The sequence below is a fragment of the Roseateles sp. GW821-FHT09H11 genome (assembly GCF_059415845.1).
This window is the reverse complement of the sequence record NZ_JBWKOA010000004.1, coordinates 605288-626188: the sequence shown is the minus strand read 5'-3', so window position 1 is coordinate 626188 and position 20901 is coordinate 605288. Positions and strand designations below refer to the sequence as shown.

The 20901-nt window shown below is 70.4% G+C and carries 19 protein-coding genes; 9 read left to right on the top strand and 10 right to left on the bottom strand.

Annotation, left to right across the window (positions count from 1 at the left end; all coding sequences use genetic code 11):
- The first annotated feature begins 3 nt into the window (after nt 1-3).
- The gene (locus AC07PR_RS16775; RefSeq protein WP_495135946.1) at nt 4-828 is read left to right on the top strand and encodes a lectin; all 825 of its coding nucleotides are present in this window, start codon (nt 4-6) and stop codon (nt 826-828) included.
- Here AC07PR_RS16775 and AC07PR_RS16770 read toward each other — a convergent pair whose 3' ends face one another.
- Entirely contained in the window at nt 829-1980 is a 1152-nt protein-coding gene (locus AC07PR_RS16770) for a 3-deoxy-7-phosphoheptulonate synthase (protein ID WP_483108888.1), read from the bottom strand.
- Nucleotides 1981-2300: 320 nt separating this feature from the next.
- A complete protein-coding gene (tldD, locus tag AC07PR_RS16765) occupies nt 2301-3764 on the bottom strand; it encodes a metalloprotease TldD (protein ID WP_377157601.1) in 1464 nt (487 codons plus the stop codon).
- Between the two features lie 192 nt (nt 3765-3956).
- Here tldD and AC07PR_RS16760 point away from each other — a divergent pair, with 192 nt between their 5' ends.
- The gene (locus AC07PR_RS16760; RefSeq protein ID WP_495135945.1) at nt 3957-4298 is read left to right on the top strand and encodes a hypothetical protein; all 342 of its coding nucleotides are present in this window, start codon (nt 3957-3959) and stop codon (nt 4296-4298) included.
- A 131-nt stretch (nt 4299-4429) separates the two neighbouring features.
- On the opposite strand, the gene rsmI is transcribed toward AC07PR_RS16760, so the two are convergent.
- Entirely contained in the window at nt 4430-5389 is a 960-nt protein-coding gene (gene rsmI, locus AC07PR_RS16755) for a 16S rRNA (cytidine(1402)-2'-O)-methyltransferase (protein ID WP_495135944.1), read from the bottom strand.
- On the opposite strand from rsmI, the gene AC07PR_RS16750 reads away from it, so the two are divergent.
- The 4 genes from AC07PR_RS16750 (at nt 5388) to AC07PR_RS16735 (ending at nt 8553) form a co-directional block, all read left to right on the top strand.
- Complete coding sequence (locus AC07PR_RS16750) at nt 5388-5831, top strand: YraN family protein (RefSeq protein ID WP_483108890.1); 444 nt, start codon at nt 5388-5390, stop codon at nt 5829-5831. The genes rsmI and AC07PR_RS16750 overlap by 2 nt on opposite strands.
- Nucleotides 5832-5887: 56 nt before the next feature.
- Nucleotides 5888-6457 carry an SIS domain-containing protein gene (locus tag AC07PR_RS16745; RefSeq protein ID WP_483108891.1) on the top strand — a complete coding sequence of 190 codons (570 nt, stop codon included), beginning with the start codon at nt 5888-5890 and terminating at the stop codon, nt 6455-6457.
- Between the two features lie 107 nt (nt 6458-6564).
- Nucleotides 6565-7212: a BON domain-containing protein gene (locus AC07PR_RS16740; RefSeq protein WP_377161572.1), complete on the top strand. Its 648-nt coding sequence runs from the start codon at nt 6565-6567 to the stop codon at nt 7210-7212.
- Nucleotides 7213-7509: 297 nt separating this feature from the next.
- Entirely contained in the window at nt 7510-8553 is a 1044-nt protein-coding gene (locus tag AC07PR_RS16735; protein WP_483108892.1) for a sce7725 family protein, read from the top strand.
- Here the strand turns inward: AC07PR_RS16735 and AC07PR_RS16730 are convergent.
- The 4 genes from AC07PR_RS16730 to AC07PR_RS16715 all read right to left on the bottom strand — a co-directional run bounded on the left by AC07PR_RS16730 (nt 8513) and on the right by AC07PR_RS16715 (nt 13951).
- On the bottom strand, nt 8513-10813 hold the full coding sequence (locus tag AC07PR_RS16730; RefSeq protein WP_495135943.1) for a molybdopterin-dependent oxidoreductase: 2301 nt from the start codon (nt 10811-10813) through the stop codon (nt 8513-8515). The two genes, AC07PR_RS16735 and AC07PR_RS16730, sit on opposite strands and share 41 nt — an antisense overlap.
- Nucleotides 10814-10893: 80 nt before the next feature.
- Nucleotides 10894-11655: a LytR/AlgR family response regulator transcription factor gene (locus AC07PR_RS16725; RefSeq protein ID WP_377157594.1), complete on the bottom strand. Its 762-nt coding sequence runs from the start codon at nt 11653-11655 to the stop codon at nt 10894-10896.
- Nucleotides 11652-12761, bottom strand: a complete 1110-nt coding sequence (locus AC07PR_RS16720; RefSeq protein WP_431101725.1) for a histidine kinase — start codon at nt 12759-12761, stop codon at nt 11652-11654. Before AC07PR_RS16720 ends, AC07PR_RS16725 begins: the two co-directional genes overlap by 4 nt.
- Nucleotides 12758-13951, bottom strand: coding sequence for a sensor histidine kinase (locus tag AC07PR_RS16715; protein ID WP_495135942.1), 1194 nt, complete (start codon nt 13949-13951; stop codon nt 12758-12760). Before AC07PR_RS16715 ends, AC07PR_RS16720 begins: the two co-directional genes overlap by 4 nt.
- A gap of 144 nt (nt 13952-14095) precedes the next feature.
- Between AC07PR_RS16715 and AC07PR_RS16710 the strand changes: the two genes are divergently transcribed.
- Nucleotides 14096-14944 carry an alpha/beta fold hydrolase gene (locus AC07PR_RS16710; RefSeq protein WP_377157588.1) on the top strand — a complete coding sequence of 283 codons (849 nt, stop codon included), beginning with the start codon at nt 14096-14098 and terminating at the stop codon, nt 14942-14944.
- 142 nt (nt 14945-15086) lie between these two features.
- Here AC07PR_RS16710 and AC07PR_RS16705 read toward each other — a convergent pair whose 3' ends face one another.
- Nucleotides 15087-15452, bottom strand: a complete 366-nt coding sequence (locus AC07PR_RS16705) for a PilZ domain-containing protein (protein ID WP_377157587.1) — start codon at nt 15450-15452, stop codon at nt 15087-15089.
- Nucleotides 15453-15476: 24 nt separating this feature from the next.
- Entirely contained in the window at nt 15477-15905 is a 429-nt protein-coding gene (locus tag AC07PR_RS16700) for a hypothetical protein (RefSeq protein ID WP_483108896.1), read from the bottom strand.
- 254 nt (nt 15906-16159) lie between these two features.
- On the opposite strand from AC07PR_RS16700, the gene AC07PR_RS16695 reads away from it, so the two are divergent.
- The gene (locus AC07PR_RS16695; RefSeq protein ID WP_431101731.1) at nt 16160-16810 is read left to right on the top strand and encodes a DUF1134 domain-containing protein; all 651 of its coding nucleotides are present in this window, start codon (nt 16160-16162) and stop codon (nt 16808-16810) included.
- A 44-nt stretch (nt 16811-16854) separates the two neighbouring features.
- Here AC07PR_RS16695 and AC07PR_RS16690 read toward each other — a convergent pair whose 3' ends face one another.
- Nucleotides 16855-17505, bottom strand: coding sequence for a hypothetical protein (locus AC07PR_RS16690; protein WP_377157580.1), 651 nt, complete (start codon nt 17503-17505; stop codon nt 16855-16857).
- Nucleotides 17506-17826: 321 nt separating this feature from the next.
- Between AC07PR_RS16690 and AC07PR_RS16685 the strand changes: the two genes are divergently transcribed.
- The gene (locus AC07PR_RS16685) at nt 17827-20808 is read left to right on the top strand and encodes an adenosylcobalamin-dependent ribonucleoside-diphosphate reductase (protein ID WP_495135941.1); all 2982 of its coding nucleotides are present in this window, start codon (nt 17827-17829) and stop codon (nt 20806-20808) included.
- Nucleotides 20809-20901 lie beyond the last annotated feature (93 nt).

The following is a 20901-nucleotide window of genomic DNA, read 5'->3' as shown; positions in this document are numbered from 1 at the left end:
AAGATGCGTCAACCAGGTCGGCAGGATCAGCGCGTGCGCTGGATGCGACGAGTCATCGCGGCGCCGGTCGCGGCGGGACTGGTGCTGGGCGGTGCGCCGGCACGAGCCGCCGAACAGACGATCGAGCTGAACTCGCGGGGCGGCTATCAAAGCCACCGGCTGCCGGACGGCGCGACCGATGTGGAGCTCCTGCAGCAGACCGCCGGTGGTTGCCGCTTCGGCCGGACCTGGGGCTTCGACCTGACCAGCAAGGAAATGTGGGTCGACGGCGGCTGCGGTGGCCGGTTCAAGGTCACGGTGGCGGCGGGCGGCACGGGCGACAGCGGCAGCTCGGACAACTCGAGCAATGTCGGCGCGGCCGTGGCCGCCGCGGCGGTGATCGCCGGCATCGCGCTGCTGGCCAGCAAGGACAAGGACAAGGACCGCGACGACGACTGGCACGGCGATTCCGGATGGAACAGCCGCCAGATCCGCGGCAAGGGCGGGCTCTGTCTCGACATCGAGGGCGGCGCGCGTCCCGGCCACAACCTCATCGTCTACGACTGCAACGGCGGCGGGAACCAGCGCTTCGAGTGGAACCGCAACGGCGAACTGCGCGTGTCGGGCCTGTGCCTGGACGTCGCCAACGGCAACACCTCGGACGGCGCCCGGGTCATGGCCTACGAGTGCAACGGCGGCGCCAACCAGCGCTGGCGCACGCGCGGCAGCGAGATCCGCAGCGCGGACTCCGGCAAGTGCCTCGACATCGAGAACGGCCGCGCCCGCCCGGGCATGGCCGTCATCATGTACCGCTGCAACGGCGGCGAGAACCAGCGCTGGTCGTGGTGATCAGCGTGCGACGGTCTCCGTGCGCGCGGCACGGACCGCCGCGCTGAGCACGTCCAGCACTTCGGTCGAGTCGTCCCACGCCAGGCAGGCGTCGGTGATGCTCTTGCCGTACTCCAGCTTGGACGGATCGTCCTTGCCGGGGCTGAACTTCTGCGCGCCGCCTTTCAGGTGGCTCTCGACCATCACGCCGAAGATGCTGGTGCCGCCGGCGCGGATCTGCGCGGCGATGTCGCGCGCGACGTCCAGCTGCCGCTCATGGTTCTTGCTGCTGTTGGCATGCGAGCAGTCGACCATCAGCCGCGTGTCGAGCTTCGAGGTCGCCAGGTCCGCGCAGGCCGCCGCGACGCTCTGGGCGTCGTAGTTCGGCGCCTTGCCGCCGCGCAGGATCACGTGGCAATCGCGATTGCCCTTGGTCTCGACGATCGCGACCTGGCCGTTCTTGTGGACCGACAGGAAGTGGTGCGGCCGCGCCGCCGCCTGGATCGCATCAGTGGCGATCTTGATGTTGCCGTCGGTGCCGTTCTTGAAGCCGATCGGCGCCGACAGTCCCGAAGCCAGCTCGCGGTGCACCTGGCTCTCGGTGGTGCGCGCGCCGATCGCGCCCCAGCTGATCAGGTCGCCGATGTACTGCGGCGAGATCACGTCCAGGAACTCCGAGCCCGCCGGCATGCCCAGCCGGTTGATCTCCAGCAGCAGCTGGCGCGCGATGCGCAGGCCCTCGTCGATGCGGTAGCTCTCGTCGAGGTAGGGATCGTTGATCAGGCCCTTCCAGCCCACCGTCGTGCGCGGCTTCTCGAAGTAGACGCGCATCACGATCTCCAGCGTGTCGGCGTGCTGCTCGCGCAGCGTCACCAGGCGCTTGGCGTAGTCGAGCGCCGCGGCCGGGTCGTGGATCGAGCACGGCCCGATGATCACGAGCAGGCGGTCGTCCCGGCGCTGCATGATGTCGCGGATGCGCTGGCGCGTGCCGACGACGAGCTGCTCCATGGCCGTGCCACGGATCGGGAAGAAGCGGATGAGGTGTTCAGGAGGCGGCAAGGGCGTGATGTCCAGGATGCGTTCGTCGTCGGTCTGGGAGGTCTTGTCCTGCGGCGAATACCAGCGCTCCGCCTGGGTGGCGCTGGGATAAGGACTGGTCGACTTGGCATTCATGGGAATCACGCTTTCTCGTGGTGGACGGGCTGCTGCTGGGTAGTCACTTCGCCCGGCCGAAAAAAAACCGCCGGGCTGTGGGCCCGGCGGTTTCTTGAGGATTCTTTGGCGCTCTGCTTATGCGTTCGCCTCTCCTCCGCCGGGGCGGTGCGAGAACCAAAAATAAGCAAAGTAAAACTTGGGTGCGGAACGCATGGGGCCAATAGTGCCTGTGCTCAATGCGGCGCGTCAAGCGCCGCGGGGTGACAGCCGCCCGTGTCGCACGACGACATCGGGCAAGCCACCCTTCGTGAATTCCTGGGTCAACGGGGTCAGCGGGGTCAGGCCGTGCCGCCGACGGTCAGGCCGTCGATGCGCAGCGTCGGCTGGCCGACGCCCACCGGCACGCTCTGCCCTTCCTTGCCGCAGACGCCGACGCCGGTGTCCAGCTGCATGTCGTTGCCGATCATGCTCACGCGCGTCAGCGCGTCCGGGCCGTTGCCGATGATGGTCGCGCCCTTGACCGGGTACTGGATCTTGCCGTTCTCGACCCAGAAGGCCTCGCTGGCGGAGAACACGAACTTGCCCGAGGTGATGTCCACCTGGCCGCCGCCGAAGTTGGTCGCGTACAGGCCCTTGTCGATGCTGGCGATGATCTCCTTCGGATCCTTGTCGCCGCCCAGCATGTAGGTGTTGGTCATGCGCGGCATCGGCATGTGGGCGTAGCTCTCGCGGCGGCCGTTGCCGGTCGGGGCGACCTTCATCAGGCGGGCGTTCATCGCGTCCTGGATGTAGCCCTTGAGGATGCCGTCCTCGATCAGCACGTTGCGCTGCGAGGCGCAGCCCTCGTCGTCGACGTTGAGCGAGCCGCGGCGGTCGGGGATGGTGCCGTCGTCCAGCACCGTCACGCCCTTGGCGGCGACGCGTTCGCCGATGCGGCCCGAGAAGGTGGACGAGCCCTTGCGGTTGAAGTCGCCTTCCAGGCCGTGGCCGACGGCCTCGTGCAGCAGCACGCCGGGCCAGCCCGGGCCAAGGACGACGGTCATCTCGCCGGCCGGGGCCGGGCGCGATTCGAGGTTGGTCAGCGCCGCGCTCACCGCCTGCTCGACGTAGGACGCGATCATCTCGTCGGTGAAGTAGGCCAGGCCGAAACGCCCGCCGCCGCCGCCGGAACCCACCTCGCGGCGGCCGTTGCTCTCGGCGATGACGGTGACGGACAGGCGCACCAGCGGCCGCACGTCGGCGGCCAGCGTGCCGTCGGCGCGGGCGATCAGGACGACCTCGTGCTCGGCGGCCAGGCCGGCCATCACCTGCGCGATGCGCGGGTCCTTGGCGCGGGCCAGGCGCTCGGTGCGCTCCAGCAGCGCGACCTTCTGCGCGCTGTCCAGGCTGGCGATCGGGTCGGCGTCGCCATAGAGCGCGCGGCTGCCGGAGACGATCGGCTCGCTGGGCACCTTCACGCGGCGGCTCTGGCCGGCCGTGGCGATCGCGCGCACGGTGCGGGCGGCGTCGAGCAATGCGGCCTCGGAGATGTCGTCGGAGTACGCGAACGCCGTCTTCTCGCCGGCGACGGCGCGCACGCCCACGCCCTGGTCGATCGAGAAGCTGCCGCTCTTGACGATGCCTTCCTCCAGGCTCCAGCCCTCCGCGCGGGTGGTCTGGAAGTAGAGGTCGGCGTCGTCGACACGGTGCTCCGTGATCAGGCGCAGGGCCTGCGAGAGCGACGCATCGGTCAGGCCGAAGGGTTCGAGCAGCTGGGCACGGGCGGTGACCAGGCGGGCGAGGGTGGGTTCGCGCGAAATCATCGGCTGATTGTAGGCATCGCCCGTGACGCCCGCCCGGGGGCGGGCGCAGCCGACCCTCCCGGAGGGATGGTGACCGCCGGTAGCAATCGCTTCACCGATCTTTACGGTGACCCGGTCACCGTTTCCGACAGGACCGTCGTTGTCTCCGCAGCGGCAACGAAAACCGCAGCCAACCTCCCAAGGAGAACCTCGATGAAGCGCATGTCCCTGTCGATCGCCCTCGTCTCCAGCCTGATGGCCGCCACGGCGTTTGCCCAGACCGCCGCTCCCGCCGCGACCGCGACGCCGCGCGTCGACCAGCGCGAAGCGAACCAGCAGCAGCGCATCGCCAACGGCGCCGCTTCCGGTCAGCTGACCGCCAAGGAAACCCAGCATCTGGAGAAGGAACAGGCCCGCGTGAACAACGCCGAGGCGAAGGCCAAGTCCGACGGCGTGGTCACCGCCAAGGAACGCCGCCAGCTGCAGCGCAAGCAGGACGTCGCCAGTGCCGACATCCGCCGCGCGAAGCACAACAACCGGACTGCCGGCAAGTGATCGCCGGCTGAGTGTCCGAGCGCGCCACCCCCGACTGGGCGCCGGAAAGCACGAACGCCCCTCGGGGCGTTCGGTGCTTGTGGGCGTCGGGTCTGCCTTGCGGTGCTGACGCGATGCCGGCGCTGAAGCGATCAGCGGTCCGCGTCGTGGTCCGTGTCGACGTCCTGATCCTCGTCGCCTTCGGCGTCCTGCTTCCATTCGAGCGCCTGCTGGTAAAGCGCCTTGCGCGACACGCCCGTCAGCTCGGCGGCCAGCGCCGCGGCCTGCTTCAGCGGCAGGTCTCGCACGAGCACGCGCAGCGTGCGCAGCGCCTCGTCGGGCAAACCATCGGTGGCGGACGCCGCCGGCGCCGCATGCAGCACCAGCACGAATTCGCCGCGCTCGCGCTGCTTGTCCTCGGCCAGCCATGCAGGCAGCGTCGCGCACGGCGCGGTATGGATGGTTTCGAACTGCTTGGTGACCTCGCGGCACACCGTCAGCGTCTGCTCGGGCGCGAGCTCGGCCAGCAGCGCGATCAGCTCCTGGATGCGATGCGGCGCTTCGAACAGCACCTGGCTGTGCGGCGCGCCGGTCAGCGCCTGCAGCGCGGTGCGGCGCTCGGCGGCCTTGGTCGGCAGGAAACCCACGAAGCGGAAGCCCTGCGCCCGCGCGTCCCCGGCGACGCTGAGCGCCGCCGCGGCGCTGCTGGCGCCGGGCAACGGCATGACGCGCACGCCGGCCTTCGCCGCCGCGGCGACCAGCACCGCGCCCGGGTCCGAGATCGCCGGCGTGCCCGCGTCGCTGACGTAGGCGATGCGCTCGCCGGCCAGCAGCCGCGCGACGAGGCCTTCGGCCGCCTGCTGCTCGTTGTGCTGGTGCAGGGCCACCAGCGGCTTGTGCAAACCGAGCCAGCGCAGCAACTGAGCGCTGACGCGCGTGTCCTCGCAGGCGACCGCGTCGACCAGGCCCAGCACGTGGATCGCGCGCAGGCTCAGGTCGGCGAGGTTGCCGATCGGGGTCGCGACGACGTAGAGCGTGCCGCCCGGGTGTTGCTGATGACCGGCCGCGGCGGAAGCGGCGGCGATCAGCGAAGCGGACGGGGACGTCGACATGTTCAAGAAATTCTCCAGGGGAAGCACGGGCGCCACGGACGCCGTGGACAAGCAGGCGCGCGGTGCCGAGGCCGAGCAGCGCGCCCTCGACCATCTGCGGCGGCAGGGTCTGCGGCTGGTGGCGCGCAATTATCGGGTGGCGCGCGGACCGTCCGCGCGCGGCGGCGAGGTCGACCTGATCCTGCGCGACCGCGACGGCACGCTGGTGTTCGTCGAGGTCCGCGCCCGCGAGAGCGATGCGCACGGCGGCGCGGCGGCCAGCGTGACCCGGGTCAAGCAACGGCGTGTGATCTTCGCGGCGGAATGTTTCCTTCGCACGCAGCGCGTCGTGCCGCCGTGTCGGTTCGATGTCGTCGCGATCGACGGCGACCGCATCGAATGGCTGCGCGGCGCGTTCGACGCGGCATCGCCGTGGTCGCGGGACGGCTGGGCGCCCGATTGATGACGGTCGCGCCGGCGCCGGTGGCACCGCCGTCCGCCTTTATCATCCCCGCACCTATGTTGGAACAACGCATACAACAACAATTCTTCGAAAGCGCGGACCTGCTGTACCAGATCGCCGAGGGCCTGTCGCGCCCGCTGGCGGTCGCGGCGCAGATGATGGTGGACGCGCTGACGGGTGGCGGCCGCGTGCTGAGCGCGGGCCTGGGCATCTCGGCCGCGGACGCGACCTACATGGCCTCGCTGCTGTCCGGCCGCTTCGAGCAGGAACGGCCCGGCCTGGCCGCGATGGCGCTGGACGCGCAGGCGCAGGGGTATGCCGATCCGGCGTCGGCGTTGATGCGTCAGATCCAGACCTTCGGCCATCCGGGCGATCTGCTGCTGCTGTTCGAGGCGCAGGCCAGCGGCGCCGCCGCCGCGCTGCTGCAGGTGGCGCACAACCAGGAGATGAGCGTGATCGTGCTCAGCGGCACGCAGGACGACGAGTGGCGCGGCACGCTGCTCGACACCGACGTGCAGCTGCGCGTGCCGCACAGCCGCTTCGCGCGGGTGGCGGAGGCGCACCGTCTGCTCTCCCACTGCCTCAGCGACGCGATCGACCTGCAACTCCTCGGCGCGGGCGAATGATGCGGACGTCGATCCGGCACTCGACCCCGCGCTCGACCCCGATCCTGAACCCGACGGCGATGCCGACGACCCCCTCCGACCTCTCCGACATTTCCAAGGACCTCCGCATGACGACCCAGACCCGTTGGAACCGCCGCCTGATGCTTGCCGCCGCGCTCGGCGCCGCCCTGCTGCAGACCGCGTGCGTCCCGCTCATCGTCGGCGGCGCCGCGGTGAGCGGCGCCCTCGTGGCGACCGACCGCCGCACCTCCGGCACGCAGCTCGAGGACCAGGGCATCGAGCTCAAGACCTCCAACCGCATCCGCGAGCAGCTCGGCGACCGCGTGCACATCAGCGTCAACAGCTACAACCGCATGGTGCTGCTGACCGGCGAGACCCGCAACGACGAGGACAAGGCCGCCGTCGAGCGCATCGCGCAGGGCGTCGAGAACGTCAGCAGCGTGCTCAACGAGGTCGGTGTCGGCATGCTGAGTTCGCTGTCCAGCCGCGCCAACGACGTCGCCATCGCGGCCAAGGTCAAGGCCAGCCTGGTCGATGCGAAAGATCTGATCTCGAACGCGTTCTACGTGGTGGTCGAACGCGGCAACGTGTACATCATGGGCCGCGTGACCGAGCGCGAAGCGACCCGCGTGACCGACATCGCGCGCGGTGTGCGCGGCGTGCAGAAGGTCGTGCGCGCGATGGAGATCATCAGCGAGGCCGAGCTGGCCGCGATGGGTCAGGCGCAGCAGGCCAAGCCCAAGAGCAATCCTTGAACGGCCGCGCTTGAACAGCGCTGCTTGAACGGGACCGGCGGCGCGATCCGCCGACCGTTTTCTCTCCTCGCAGGGACCGCACACGCGGTCCCTTTTTCATGTCCGCGACGCCTCCCCGGAAAAAGGGGCGCATCAGTGTCGCGACCTCCGTGGGCGGTGCGATCTCGACTCGTCGCTTTCGAGCATTTTTGCGAGTCCTTTGACTTGCCTCACACATGAAGGCATTCGCTGCTGACGGATCGGTCAGTGCTCCCCATCATCGCGCCTCCCTCAACAGGCAAATCGGAGGCCGAGTCGATGTACTTTCCCTATCTCCATGGCAAACAGAAGGAGGTGCTGGCCTTGCGGCACCTCGCGCCGCTGCTCGGGTCGGAAGGCCGGGTGCAGCCAGTGCTGGAGCCGGTGCGCCAGGCGGCCACCTCGGTGCGTCACACGCTCGAGGCCTGCGAGACGCACCGGCTCCAGGTCTGGCTGGTGGTCAATCCCGTGCGGCAGGATTTCGAACTGCTGCCGCCGGCGCAATCCTTGGAATGGGGCCGTCAGCTGTTCACGTCGTTGCCGCAGCGGCAATGGATCCATCCGACCCTGATGCTCGGCCCGTCCCTGACACCGGCCGTGATGCGGCGCTTCGTGCAGCTGTTCGGATCGCGGCCGCTGGGCATCGTCGTCGGGCCGGATGCGCCGCCGCTGCCGGACATGATGGCGCTGCTCGGCGGCGCGCAGGTGCGGATGGTGTTCTTCAAGGACATCGAACCCACGTCGGCGGCGCGCGCGGCGGTGGGCGCCGCCGGATGCGTCTGGGTGGAAGACCGCCGGCTGCCGGAGAACCCGGAGCTGCGCGTCAGCGAGCGGCACCTGTTCACCGATCGCGCGCTGACCTTCCGCAGTGACGGGCTGGCCGGGTTCTCGGACTACACGACGCTGCCGTCGCGCCCGGAAGCGCCGGAGCTGCCGTCGCGGCTCGCGGCCTTCCGGCTCAGCTGCCTGCGCACCGCGCCCGCCTCCGGCGAGTTCTGGATCGAGCACTTCATGGGCGGGCGACTCGGTCCCGAGGAGGGCGGCGCGGATGCCCGCTTCCGCCAGGCGCTGCAGGCCTTCCATGCAGCGCTGGACCGGACCGACGTCAGCTTCGGCCCCACGGAGGCCGTGCGGCGCTACCTCACCGGCCTCATCGACGGCATCGTGCCGACGCGGGCGCTGAGCAAGCAGTGGGAGGTGATGCACCACCTCGAACTGGTCAGCGGCGTGCTGGCGGGACGCTTCCCGGCGACACCGGCGGCCGGTGTGCCGGACAGTCTGCTCACGACGCCGCCGCGCTCAGGCGCACTGGAATCCCGCTGAGCACCGAGGTGCCCGAGACCGGGTCCCGGGCCTCGTCGTCCAGCAGCAGATTCATGTTCACGCCCGGGTGCAGGGCCGCGACCGAGAGCCGGCTGCCGGTGAGGTCGTGGCCCCAGCCATGCGGCAGGCTCACGACGCCCGGTCGCATGTCCGCGCTGAGCGTGATCGGCGCGATCAGGCTGCCGCGTGCGTTGCTCAGGCGCGCGGACTGGCCGTCCGTCAGACCGGCGCGGGCGGCGTCGTCGGGGTGGACCAGCAGCGTGCAGCGGTCCCGCCCCTTCGCCAGCACTGGCAGGTTGTGCATCCAGCTGTTGTTGCTGCGGGTCTCGCGGCGGCCGATCAGCAGCAGCTCGTCGCCGGTCGGATGGCGCAGGGCGGCATCCGCGTGGACGAGGTCCGCCAGCAGCGCGGCCGGGGCCAGCTCGATGCGGCCCGAAGCCGTGCGCAGGACTTCGGGGATTCGCGGCTGCAGTTCGCCGAGGTCGATGCCATGCGGCGCGGCGCGCACGCGCTCGAGCGTGAGTCCGTCCGGCTTCGCGCCGAAGCCGTCGCCGTACGGACCTGAGCGAAGGCCCAGGTCAAGCCACCGCGCTGGACCCGAGCCGCCGTCCAGCATCGCGAAGATCGTGTCGGCGTGGTCGCCCGCCTGGCGCTTGAGCTCGCCTCGAAGCGCCGCGTCGTCGAAGGCTTGCAGGTCCGCGTCGGCCGGCTGGCCCGCGGCGATCGCGGCCAGTCGCAGGAGCGTCTGCCACTCGGCGCGGGGCGCCTCGGAGGGTGCGCTCCCGTTGTCGCGTGTGTCTGTATCGGCAGGCATCACCGGGCCGGACCAGCGCGCGTGATTGCGCCAGGACAGCTGAGCGAACACCATGTCGTAGTGCCAGTCCTCCAACGGCGAGGGCGGCGGCAGCACCAGGTCGGCATGACGGCTGGTCTCGTTGATGTACGGATCCAGGCTGACCATGAAGTCCAGGCTTTCGAGCGCGCGCGCGAGCCGTGCGCCGTTCGGCGACGAGAGCACGGGGTTGCAGGCCACGGTGATCAGCGCGTGGACCTGGCCGTCGCCGGGCGTCTCGATCTCTTGCGCGAGGCAACTGATCGGGAACTCGCCCATCACCTCGGGCGCCTTGGCGACGCGGCTCTGGCGGCGGCCGGTCGCGACGCCCTTGCCCTGGCCCGGCCGGCCCATCGTGTTGGCGGCGAAGGCTGCGGCCTTGGGGAACATCAGCCCGCCTTCGGTGTCGAAGTGGCCGGTGACGATGTTGAGCGCGTCGATCAGCCAGCTGTTCAATGAGCCGAAGCGCTGCGTGCAGGTGCCGAAGCGGCCGTAGAGGACGGCCTTGGGCGTCGTGGCGAACTCGCGCGCGAGCCGCCGTTGCGCGTCTGCGGAGATGCCGCAGTGCGCGGCGCCGCGTTCAGGCGGGAAGTCGGCGACGGCGGCGCGCAGCGCGTCCAGGCCCTCGACGTGATCGGCCATCCGGCCCAGGGTCACGAGTCCTTCCTCGAACACCGTGTGCAGCAGGCCGAGCAGCAGGAAGACGTCTCCGCCGGGGCGGATCGCAAGGTGCTCGTCGGCGGCCTGCGCGGTCTCCGTGCGGCGCGGGTCGATGACGATGATCCGCCCGCCGCGCGCGCGCATCGCCTTGGCCTTGCCGCGGTAGTCGGGGCTGGTCCACAGGCTGCCGTTGCTGACCATCGGATTCGCGCCGAGGCAGATGAACAGGTCGGTGCGCGGCAGGTCCGGCACCGGGACGCTGAGCCAGTGGCCGTACATCAGCCCGCAGGCGAGCTGCTTGGGCATCTGGTCCAGCGTCGAGGCCGAGAACAGGTTGCGCGTGCCCAGCGCGCGCGCCAGGTGGGGGAAGTAGCTGAACAGGCCGATCTTGTGCGAAGCCGGATTGCCGATCGTCAGCGCGACCGAGTCGGCGCCGAACTGCGCGCGCAGCGGCGGCAGGCGCTGCGCGATCTCCTCGAAGGCTTCGTCCCAGCCGATCGGGTCGAAGCCCGAGCGGTCCGCGCGGCGCCGCATCGGCTGGCGCAGGCGGTCGGGATCCTCGTGCAGGTCCTTCAGCGCGAAGCCCTTGGGGCAGATGTAGCCGTGGCTGAACGGGTCCGCGTCATTGCCGCGAATGGACACGATGGACGTGCCCTCGGCGGATTGGCGGGTGCGGATCTCGAGGCCGCAGCAGGCCTCGCAGAGCGGGCAGATGCGGGTGTGCGTGTGTTCGGTGGCGGTGGTGTCCGCGGCGGCGTCGATGGCCATGGCTGTCTCCCGTCGTTTGTGGACGATTGTGGGAGTCGTCGTGTGCCCTCGTGGTCATGTACGCGACAGCGGCGTGGCCATCACATCTGCCGGAACAGATGGGTGTAGCTCTCCGCGACGATCAGGGCGTCCTCGCTCTCCTTGAGCTTGACCTGCATGCGGCCGCGGAAGTCGCGCGATACGCCGGCGACCGCCGCCGCGTTGACCAGCGTGGAGCGGTGGATCTGCCAGAACTGCTGCGGATCGAGTTCCTCGACCAGTTCCTTGAGCGGCTTGCGGATCAGCGCCTCGCCCTGGCGCGTGGCGACCCGGGTGTATTTGCTGTCGGATTGGAAGTACAGCACCTCGTCGACGGTGATCAGCTTCAGCGTCTGCCCGACCGACGCGTTGATCCAGCGCAGGTACTGCCGCTTCGTGGTCGCGCCCGCCTGCGCGCCGAGCTGGCTCAGCACCGCGCTGAGGTCGGCGGGCGGACCCGCCAGGCGCTGCTTGATGCGCTGGATCGCGGTGAACAGGCGTGCCGGCTCGAGCGGCTTGAGCAGGTAGTCCACCGCGCCCTCGTCGAAGGCGGCGACGGCGTACTGGTCGTAGGCGGTGACGAACACGACGTGCGAGCGGCCTTGCACCTGGCGCGCCACGTCCAGGCCGGTCGCGCCGGGCATCTCGATGTCGAGGAACAGCACGTCGGGCTTGACCTCGTGCAGCAGGCGCAGCGCCTGCACGCCGTCGGCGGCCTCGCCGAGGATGTCCAGTTCCGGCCAGAGCTGCGAGAGGCGCTCGACGAGTTCATGGCGCAGCGTGGCCTCGTCCTCGGCGACGACGGCGGTCGGGTGCGGGGTCATGCGGGCAGCTCCAGCGTGAATTCGGTGTCGTCGGCATTGCTGCGGCACTGCAGCCGCGGCGGCGGCGTGCCGGGTGCGCGTTCGAGGCGCTCCAGCCGTTCGCCGAGCGCGTGCAGCGCGGCTTCCTCGCCGCCCAGCCCGCCGCGGTCGAAGGATAGTCGCAGCCGCAGGCCGCCGCCGGGCGCTTCCTGTGCGCTCAGCCGGGCCTGCGAGGGCAGCCGCGCGGTGTCGCGCAGCATCAGCTGCGCCAGCGGCAGCAGCAGCATCGGCGGCAACGGCCGCGTGGCGAGCCACGCGGACCACTCGGTCGACAAGGGCAGCAGCCGGCGATGGCGCCCCGCGACCACGGCGAGGTAGCTGTCCAGCAGCGCCGCCTCGGAGGCCAGCGTCACGCCGCGATCGCGCAGCCGGGGCAGGGCCACGCGCAGGTGGCGGATCAGACGCTCCATCTGATCGGGCGCCTCATGGTCGGCGCGTCCGTAGGCGCGTTCGATGTCGACCAGCGTATCGAACAGGAACTGCGGCTCCACCTGCGCCTGCAGCGCGGCCAGCCGCGCGGCGACCGCGTCGCGCTGCATCGCGCTCTGCTCGCGCAGCAGCGCCTCCAGCCGGGCGCGGGTGTGGCGACGCCGCATGACCATCTCGATCCAGGCCACGGACAGCCCGGCGTTCACGCAGATCGACAGGCTCTCGCCGATGAAGTTGAGCGAGCGGATCGGCAGGTACGGCCCCTCGCCCTTGCGTTCGCGCGCCAGTTCGGCGATCGAGGGCAGGTGCAGCAACGGCATCAGCTGGCTGTAGAGCAGCTTGGCCAGCAGCGCGCCGATCACCACCGCGGCGCCCAGTCGCGCAATGCGCCAGCGGTCGTCCAGCGCGCTGCGCGCCGCGGGCAGCCAGGTCAGCAGCAGCGCCAGCGCCACCAGCAGCGGCGTCGCCATCTGGTTGATCAGCGCCGCCGGCCAGCGCGGGTTGTCCATCACGTAGAAGATCGAGGACACGTCCAGCAGGCCGAAGAAGATGCCCATCAGCAGGAACCACGACAGTTCCTCGCGGCGCAGCGAGCGCCACGACCGCCAGACGTGGGGCAGCCAGGCGGCCGCGCTCATGGGGCGGCCCCGGCCGTGGCCGCGGCGCTCGCCAGTGCCGCTTGCGGCGGGTGCGACAGCGGCGACGCGCCGCCCAGCGGCACGCGCACCCGCGCGACCACGCCGCGCGGCGCCGCCGCCTCCAGCTCCAGGCAAGCCTCGCGGCCGTACATCGCCGTCAGCCGCGCCCGGGTGTTGGCCAGGCCCACGCCGCTGCCGCCGCTGGCGGCGAAGCCCTGGCCGGTGTCGCGCACCTCCAGGACCAGGCCCTGGCCGCCGGCGTCGCGCCGTGCGGAGATGTCGATGCGGCCGCCTTCGGGCAGCGGGGACAGGCCGTGCTTGATGGCGTTCTCCACCAGCGTCGGCAGCACCATCGGCGGCAGCGGCGTGGCGAAGAGCGCCGCATCGGCCTCGATGTCGAAGCGCAGCCGCTCGCCCATGCGCATCTGCAGGATGGTGAGGTAGCTGCGGGCGAGCTCGAGTTCCTGGCCGAGCGTGGACATGCCCTGGCGCATGCTGGGCAGGGCGGCCCGCAGGTAGGCGATCAGGCTGCCCATCATGTCGCGGCCGCGTTCGGGCGCGGTCTCGTAGAGACGCTTCACGTTGGCCAGCGTGTTGAACAGGAAGTGCGGCTCGATCTGCGCATTCAACGCGGAAAACTGGGCCTCCATCTGCTGGGCCTGGAGCCGGTCGTGCTGCCGGGCCAGTTCGGCGAGGCGGGCCTGGGCGCTGCGCTCCTCGCGCACGCCGTGCAGCAGCGCGGCGAAGAAACCGCCCAGCACCAGCCACAACAGCGAGGTGGACAACACCCAGTCCCAATGCAGCGGCGCATCGGGAGCACCCAGGTTGGCGACCTTGTAGCGCAGCAGCGTGCCGACGGTGGCGCCCGCGGTGATGGCGACGGCGCGAAAGCCGACCGGCCACTGGGTCCGCCAGCGGGTGAGCAGGGCCTCGGCCAGCGCCAGCGCGGCCAGCACGCTGAGGGCGGTCAGCAGCGTCTGCCGGGTGAAGCGCAGCCACTCCATGAGCCAGTCGGCGATGCCGTCGTCCTGCGTCATCCAGGTGAGCGATCGCGAGCCCGCCATCGCGAGGCAGAAATAGAAGCACGCCGCGATCATGCGCAGGTTGAACAGCTGCAACGCCGCGTCCCGCGCCGAGCGGCGGGGCTCGGACGGTTCACCTGCGGGCGGGACGGAGGACGCATCGGACATGGGCGGGATTCTGGCCGCCGGTCGCGGGAGCCGCCAGCGGGCGTGCGACGAAGCCGCCCAGGGTCGGACGAGTCCGGCATCCGTGGGGCGGACGCGGCGCGGATGAGGGACGGATGAGGGACGGACGCGGCATACTCGCCGCCCATGAAGATCCATATCGGCAATGGCGTCCGCCTGTTCGTGGACGTCGAGGGACCCGGCCTGGTGCCGGACGGGGCACGGATGCGGGAGAAGCCGACGCTGATCTGCATGCATGGCGGGCCGGGTTTCGACCATGCGGCGTTCAAGCCGGCGTTCAGCCAGTTGGCGGACCTCGCGCAGATCGTCTACTACGACCATCGGGGCCATGGCCGCAGCGATCCGCGTCCGTCGTCCGAGTGGACGCTGGACATGTGGGCCGACGACATCGTCCGCCTGTGCGATGCGCTGGGCATCGAGAAGCCGATCGTGCTGGGCCAGTCCTTCGGCGGTTTCGTCGCGCAGCGCTACATCGCGCGGCACCCGGGGCACGCCTCGAAGGTGATCCTGTCCAGCACCTCGCACCACATGGGGCTGGCGCGCAAGCTCGATGCCTTCGAACGGCGCGGCGGCCCCGAGGCCCGCGCCCTGGCCGAGGCCTTCTGGAGCCGTCCGACGCGCGAGACCTTCGAGGCCTACTGGGCCGGCGTGCGCCATCTCTACAACACGCAGCCCGCGGCCGATCCCGAGGCGGGCGGCCGCACGCTGTTGAACCTGGACATCCTGCTGCACTTCGTCAGCGGGGAGAAGCAGGACCTCGGGCTCCTCAAGGGGCTGGAGAAGGCGTTGTGCCCGGTGCTGGTGATGGTGGGCGAGGACGACCCGGTCTGCCCGCTCGAGGATGCGCTGGAGATCCACGACGCGCTGCCCGCGCAGTGGCGTCAGCTGGCGCGTTTCCCGGGTGTCGGGCACGGCGCGTGGCGGGACGACCCGGTCGCGGCCTTCGCGGTGCTGAGGAAGTTCATCGCCGGGTGAACCGGTCTTACTCCCTCTCCCGCTTGCGGGAGAGGGTGGGGGTGAGGGCCAGCGGACTCGGCAGTCAGAAAGAGGGCTTCAGCACTTCCACCGCCGCTGGCCCTCACCCCTGCCCTCTCCCGCAAGCGGGAGAGGGAGTGAATCAGGACGCCACCAGCGCCTTGAGGTCGCGCTCGGCCAGCGTCGCGTCGCCAAGGTTGAGCTCGATGACGCGGCGCAGGTGGGTGATGCTCTCGATGTCGATGCCCAGGCAGAGCAGCCCGGCGCGATCGCCCTCCACGTGCGCGAGCTGGGCCGCCATCGTGATGCGGCCGTCGTGCGGCGCCAGCGGCAGGTCCAGCAGGCACAGCGCGCCGGGCTCGACGTCCGAGCCGGGCGGCAGCAGCAGCAACGCGCCCTTGAGCGACAGGTCCAGCACCTGCACCGGCAGGCGTTGATCGACCGTCACCAGTTGCGCCGGACCGGCGAACGCGATGCGGGAGAAGTGACGGCGTTCGGCGGCGCTCATGGTGTCTTCCGGGTGTGCCGGCGGTCAGAGCTCGGCGTAGATCGTGCTCTTCTCGATCGCCTGGTGCAGGCGCGAGGGCGCGAGCGGTTCCAGGCCCATCGTCTCCAGCAGGTACCACGAGGCGCGCAGCAGCGCGGACGTGGCCTGGCGGAGTTCGGTCGATTCAGGCGTCTCCGCGCGGGACAGCATCGCCTGGAGCTGACGCGGCTGGTTGTGGCCGGCCACCTCCGGCACCTGCGACGGGACATGCGCCTGGGTCAGCCGGCCCAGCAGCTGCTGGACCTCATGGCCATGCTCGGGGGACTGGATCAGCCGCGCGAGGTCGCCCAGCAGGCGCTCGCCGGCGGCGGCCAGCAGCTGAGCGGAATGGTCCGCGCCGCCGCCCACGTAAAGCGCCGACGCCATGTCCAGGTACTCCAGCGCTCGCGCCAGACGGGGCAGATCACTGCTCACTGCATGTCCTCCTTGATGCACTCTTGTCACGACTGCGTTTTGCATGCATCGCCGCTCCTTGTTCTGGAAACCGGTTCCCTCTCGACGGCGTGAAGGGGAGTGTATCGGCGCGCCGCGGCGCTGCGCACACCGTTTGTCACGGCGGCGGGTAGCATCCATCCGTTCGGAGGGCGGGCACTTCCTTTGCCGTCCCACCCGACCCGGCGCGGGCGACGCCATCACCCGACGCCATTCAGACTTACCCGGAGATTCACATGGACCGTCATGACATCCCCACCGAGGGGCTGATCGATCTCAGCGAGGCGCCGTCGATGCGCACGCGCCGCGACGCGCTGGGACGGCTGGGCCGCTATGCCGCCGCGGGGCTGGTGCTGCCGCCTGGACTGGCCGTGCTGCCGGCGCTGGCCGCCGACAACGAGGATGACACCTACGACCAGGACTCGGTCCTGCATGAAGCGACCGAGTTTTTCGGCGAAACGACCGAAGGCCTGGCCAAGGTGATCGAGAAGGCCTTCAAGGACCAAGGGCGCCCGAACGCCTACATCAAGGGCCAGGAAGCCAGCGGCGCGGTGACGGTCGGCCTGCGCTACGGCGATGGCCAGCTGATCATGAAGCGCGGCGGCGGTGGCAAGGTCTACTGGGCGGGGCCGTCGGTGGGGTTCGACGTCGGCGGCAATGCGTCGAAGGTCTTCACGCTGGTCTACAAGCTGCCGAAGGCCAGCGCGATCTATCGCCGCTTCCCCGGCGTGGACGGCAGCCTGTACTACATCGGCGGCGCGGGCGTGAACTACCAGCGCGCCAACGGCATCACGCTGGCGCCGATCCGGCTGGGCGTGGGACTGCGCGCCGGGGCGAGCGTCGGCTACGTCCACTACCGGCGCGAGAAGTCGATCAATCCGTTCTGAGGTCGGAAGGCGGCCGGTGGCGGTCGCCGGCGCTCGGCCGGCGTTCAGCCGGTGCGCAGCGGCGCGCCTTCGCGCTGGCTGCGCGCGAGCGCCTGCTCGGCACGGCCGAGCAGGCCGCTGCCGGTATCGCCAGGGCCGCGCCAGGCCGTGAGGCCCATGCTGAGCGGACCGGCCGCCGGTTGCTGCTGCATCCACACCGCGCGGAAGCGCTCGCAGACCTTGCGGCCGGTGGGCAGGTCGACGTCGTGCAGCAGCATGAGCATGGCCTCGCCCTGCCCGAGCGCGAGCACGTCCTGTGCGCGGCACTGCTGGCGCAGCATGTGCGGCAGCGCGCCGGCGGGCGCGCGTGCCGCGCCCAGCGCCACCAGGCACCAGGCCATGTCCGGGGAGTTCTGCTGCTGGCGCTCGACGAGCCGCGCGAGCAACTGATCGCGCGAAGCCAGCGGCGAGGACGCGCCGGACTCGATGGCCAGCAGATGGAAGCGCTTGAAGTGGGCGAGGGCGACGTTGAAGTCGCCATGCGCCTCGGCCAGGGCGCTGAAGGTTTCCTGCACCGGCGCGTGGTTGTCGCCGTGGATCTTGCGCAGCTCGTCCAGACGAGAGCGCGCTGCGTCGAGTTGGCCGTCCAGGATCAGACGACGGGCATCGGCGCAGCCTTGTTCCAGATCGCCCAACGTGTTGGGGCTGGACCGCAAGACCTTATCGGGAGTCATAACCGAAAAGAATAGCGTCCGCTATCCGACCAAACTATGGGGCCAACCCGGGGAAACGTCGTTGCAGTCGCATCAAATGGTGTGCGCGCCGCAAGTGCGTGCTTACCGGTGGACACGTGGACCACTGCTTGGTGACGAGCGGATGTGGTGATCGCGACGGCTGAAGGATCGGTGCGGCAGGCGGAGCGGATGACGATCACGCGTCGAGGCCATGACGCATTCGTGGATGAGGGACAGGACGCTGGGCAAGGCGGGACTAGGATGGTCCGGGACCCTTGTGTTGACGCTGATGGAGACCCCCGCATGACCCAGCAGACCGTGCCCCCGTCCGTTCCTTCCACCGTGTCCGCGGCCTCGTCGCAACTGCCGTTGCAGGCGACCGCCGAGACGCTCCCGCCGCAGGACATCAGCGCCGAGGTCCTGCTGGAGAAATACGCGAAGGACGGCGAACGCAACCTCGAGGAGGTGCGGGCGCGCGTGGCGCGGGCGCTGGCGGTGGCGGAGTCGCCGGAGCAGCGCGCGCACTGGGAGGCGAAGTTCCTGGCGGCGCAGCGGCGCGGTTTCGTGCCGGCGGGGCGGATCGCCTCGGCGGCGGGGACGGCGCTGTCGGCGACCTTGATCAACTGCTTCGTGCAGCCGGTGGGCGACGCGATCGCGGAGGAGGAGGACGGTCATCCCGGCATCTACACCGCCTTGACCGAGGCGGCCGAGACGATGCGGCGCGGGGGCGGCGTCGGGTACGACTTCTCCCGGATCCGACCCAAGGGCGCGTACGTGAAGTCGACGCAATCGAGCGCGTCGGGGCCGGTGAGCTACATGCGGGTGTTCGACCGCAGCTGCGAGACGGTGGAATCGGCCGGCTCGCGGCGCGGCGCGCAGATGGGCGTCCTGCGCTGCGACCACCCGGACATCGAGGAGTTCATCCACGCCAAGGACCAGGGCGACCTGAAGAACTTCAACATCTCGGTGGGCGTGACGGACGCGTTCATGGAGGCGGTGGAGGCGGACGCGGACATCGAGCTCGTGCACAAGGCGGCGCCGGGCGACAAGCAGCGCGCGGCCGGCGCGACGCAGCGGGCGGACGGCGTGTGGGTCTACCGCCGCCTGCGGGCCCGCAAGCTGTGGGACCAGGTCATGCGGTCCACCTACGACCACGCGGAGCCGGGGGTGCTGTTCCTGGACCGGATCAATGCGGACAACAACCTGCATTACTGCGAGTCGATCAGCGCGACGAATCCTTGCGCGGAGCAACCGCTCCCTTCCTACGGCTGCTGCTGCCTCGGCTCGATCGACCTGACGGTCTTCGTCAAGGACGCGTTCACGGCGAGGACCTCGTTCGACGAGGCCGAGTTCGCCGATGTCTGCAGGACCGCCACCCGCATGCTCGACAACGTGCTGGACGTGACCCCGTGGCCGTTGCCGCAGCAGGCGCGCGAGGCCGCCAACAAGCGGCGCGTGGGGCTCGGCTTCACGGGCCTGGGCGACACGCTGGTGATGCTCGGCCTGCGCTACGACGGTGAGCCCGCCCGCGCGATGGCGCGGCGCATCAGCGAGATCATGCGCGACGCCGCCTATGAGGCGTCCGCCGACCTCGCCATCGAGCGCGGCGCGTTCCCGCTCTTCAACGCCGATCTCTACCTGTCGGGCGGCAACTTCGCGTCGCGGCTGCCGCCGTGGCTGAAGGACAAGATCCGCGCGCAGGGCCTGCGCAACTCGCACCTGCTGTCGATCGCGCCGACCGGCACGATCTCGCTGGCCTTCGCCGACAACGCCAGCAACGGCATCGAGCCCGCGTTCTCGTGGAGCTACACCCGCAGGAAGCGCATGCCCGACAACTCCTTCAAGGAGTACGCCGTCGAGGACCATGCCTGGCGGCTCTACCGCCACCTGTTCGGCGCCGACGCGCCGCTGACCGACGCCTTCGTCACCGCGCTCGAGCTGCAGGCGTCGGACCACGAGGCGATGGTCGCGGCCGTCGCGCCCTACGTCGACACCTCCATCTCCAAGACCGTCAATGTGCCGGCGGACTATCCCTACGCCGACTTCCAGGATCTCTATCGCCTGGCCTGGAAGAGCGGGCTGAAGGGCCTCGCGACCTATCGCCCGAACAGCGTGCTCGGCGCGGTGCTCAGCGTCGAGCCGATCGCCCGGCCGGAGCCGCTCAAGGCCGACATCGGCCCCAACCAGCGCTTGCGCGTCGAGCGCCTGCCCAAGCCGGTGCTTGCGTCGCTGCGCTGGCCGAGCCGGCCCGAGATGCCGGGCGGCAATCCGGCGTGGTCGACCATGATCCGCCACCCGCATGGCGACTTCGCGCTCTTCGTCGGCGAGCTGCCGGCGGAGGGGCCGGACGCGGGCCTCTTCGGCCGCACGCTGCCGTTCGAGGTCTGGGTCAACGGCGCGGAGCAGCCGCGCGGCCTCGGCGCGCTGGCGAAGACGCTGTCGATGGACCTGCGCGCCAATGACGCGGCCTGGCTGCGCCTGAAGCTCGACGCGCTGGCGACCGTCGCCGAGGAGCGCGCGTTCGAGATGCCGATGCCGCCGCTCGGCGAGCCGCGGCTGTTCCCGGGCGTCGTCGCGGCGACGGCGGCGGTGATCCGCTGGCGCTGCGAGCAGCTCGGGGCCTTGCAGGAAGGCGGTCCGACGCCGGTGCTGGACGCGATGTTCTCGCGCGAGGAGCCGCGCACCGGCACGGCCGGGACGCTCGCCTGGGCGGTCGACGTCGACAACCCCGCGACCGGCGAACTCTTCACGCTGACGCTCAAGGAGGTGAGCTTGCCCACGCCCGACGGGGGCAGCGTCACGCGGCCCTGCGCGATGGGGTTCTCGGGCAATTACCCGAAGGCGCTCGATGGACTGGCGCGGCTGCTGTCACTGGACATGCGCGTGCTCGATCCGGGCTGGATCGGCATGAAGCTGCGCAAGCTGCTCAACGTGGGCGAGCCGCTGGGCCACTTCATGGCGCCGGTGCCGACGCTGTCGGGAGAAAGACGGCAGCAGGTGTGGCCGTCGACGGTCGCGTATGTCGCGCGACTGGTCATCCACCGCTACGCGATGCTGGGGGTGCTGGACGAGCACGGTTATCCGCTCGTCGACATGGGATTGATGCAGCAAGCGCCGCTGAAGGCCGCGGGAGCGGCCGCAGGGACGGCGCGCGCTGCCTCGGAAGCCGGCGGCATTGTGGCCATGGCCGGCAAGAAGTGCCCCGAGTGCGGCAACGCCACGCTCATCCACCGCGACGGGTGCGAGTTCTGCACCGCGTGCGGGTTCGTGGGGCAGTGCGGCTGACTGCCCCTTCCCGACCCGACGCCAGGCTCGGGGCCTGGCGCACTGGCGGGCGTCACGCCTGAGGCGGTGCCAAGCGCTTTGCCAGGCGTTGTG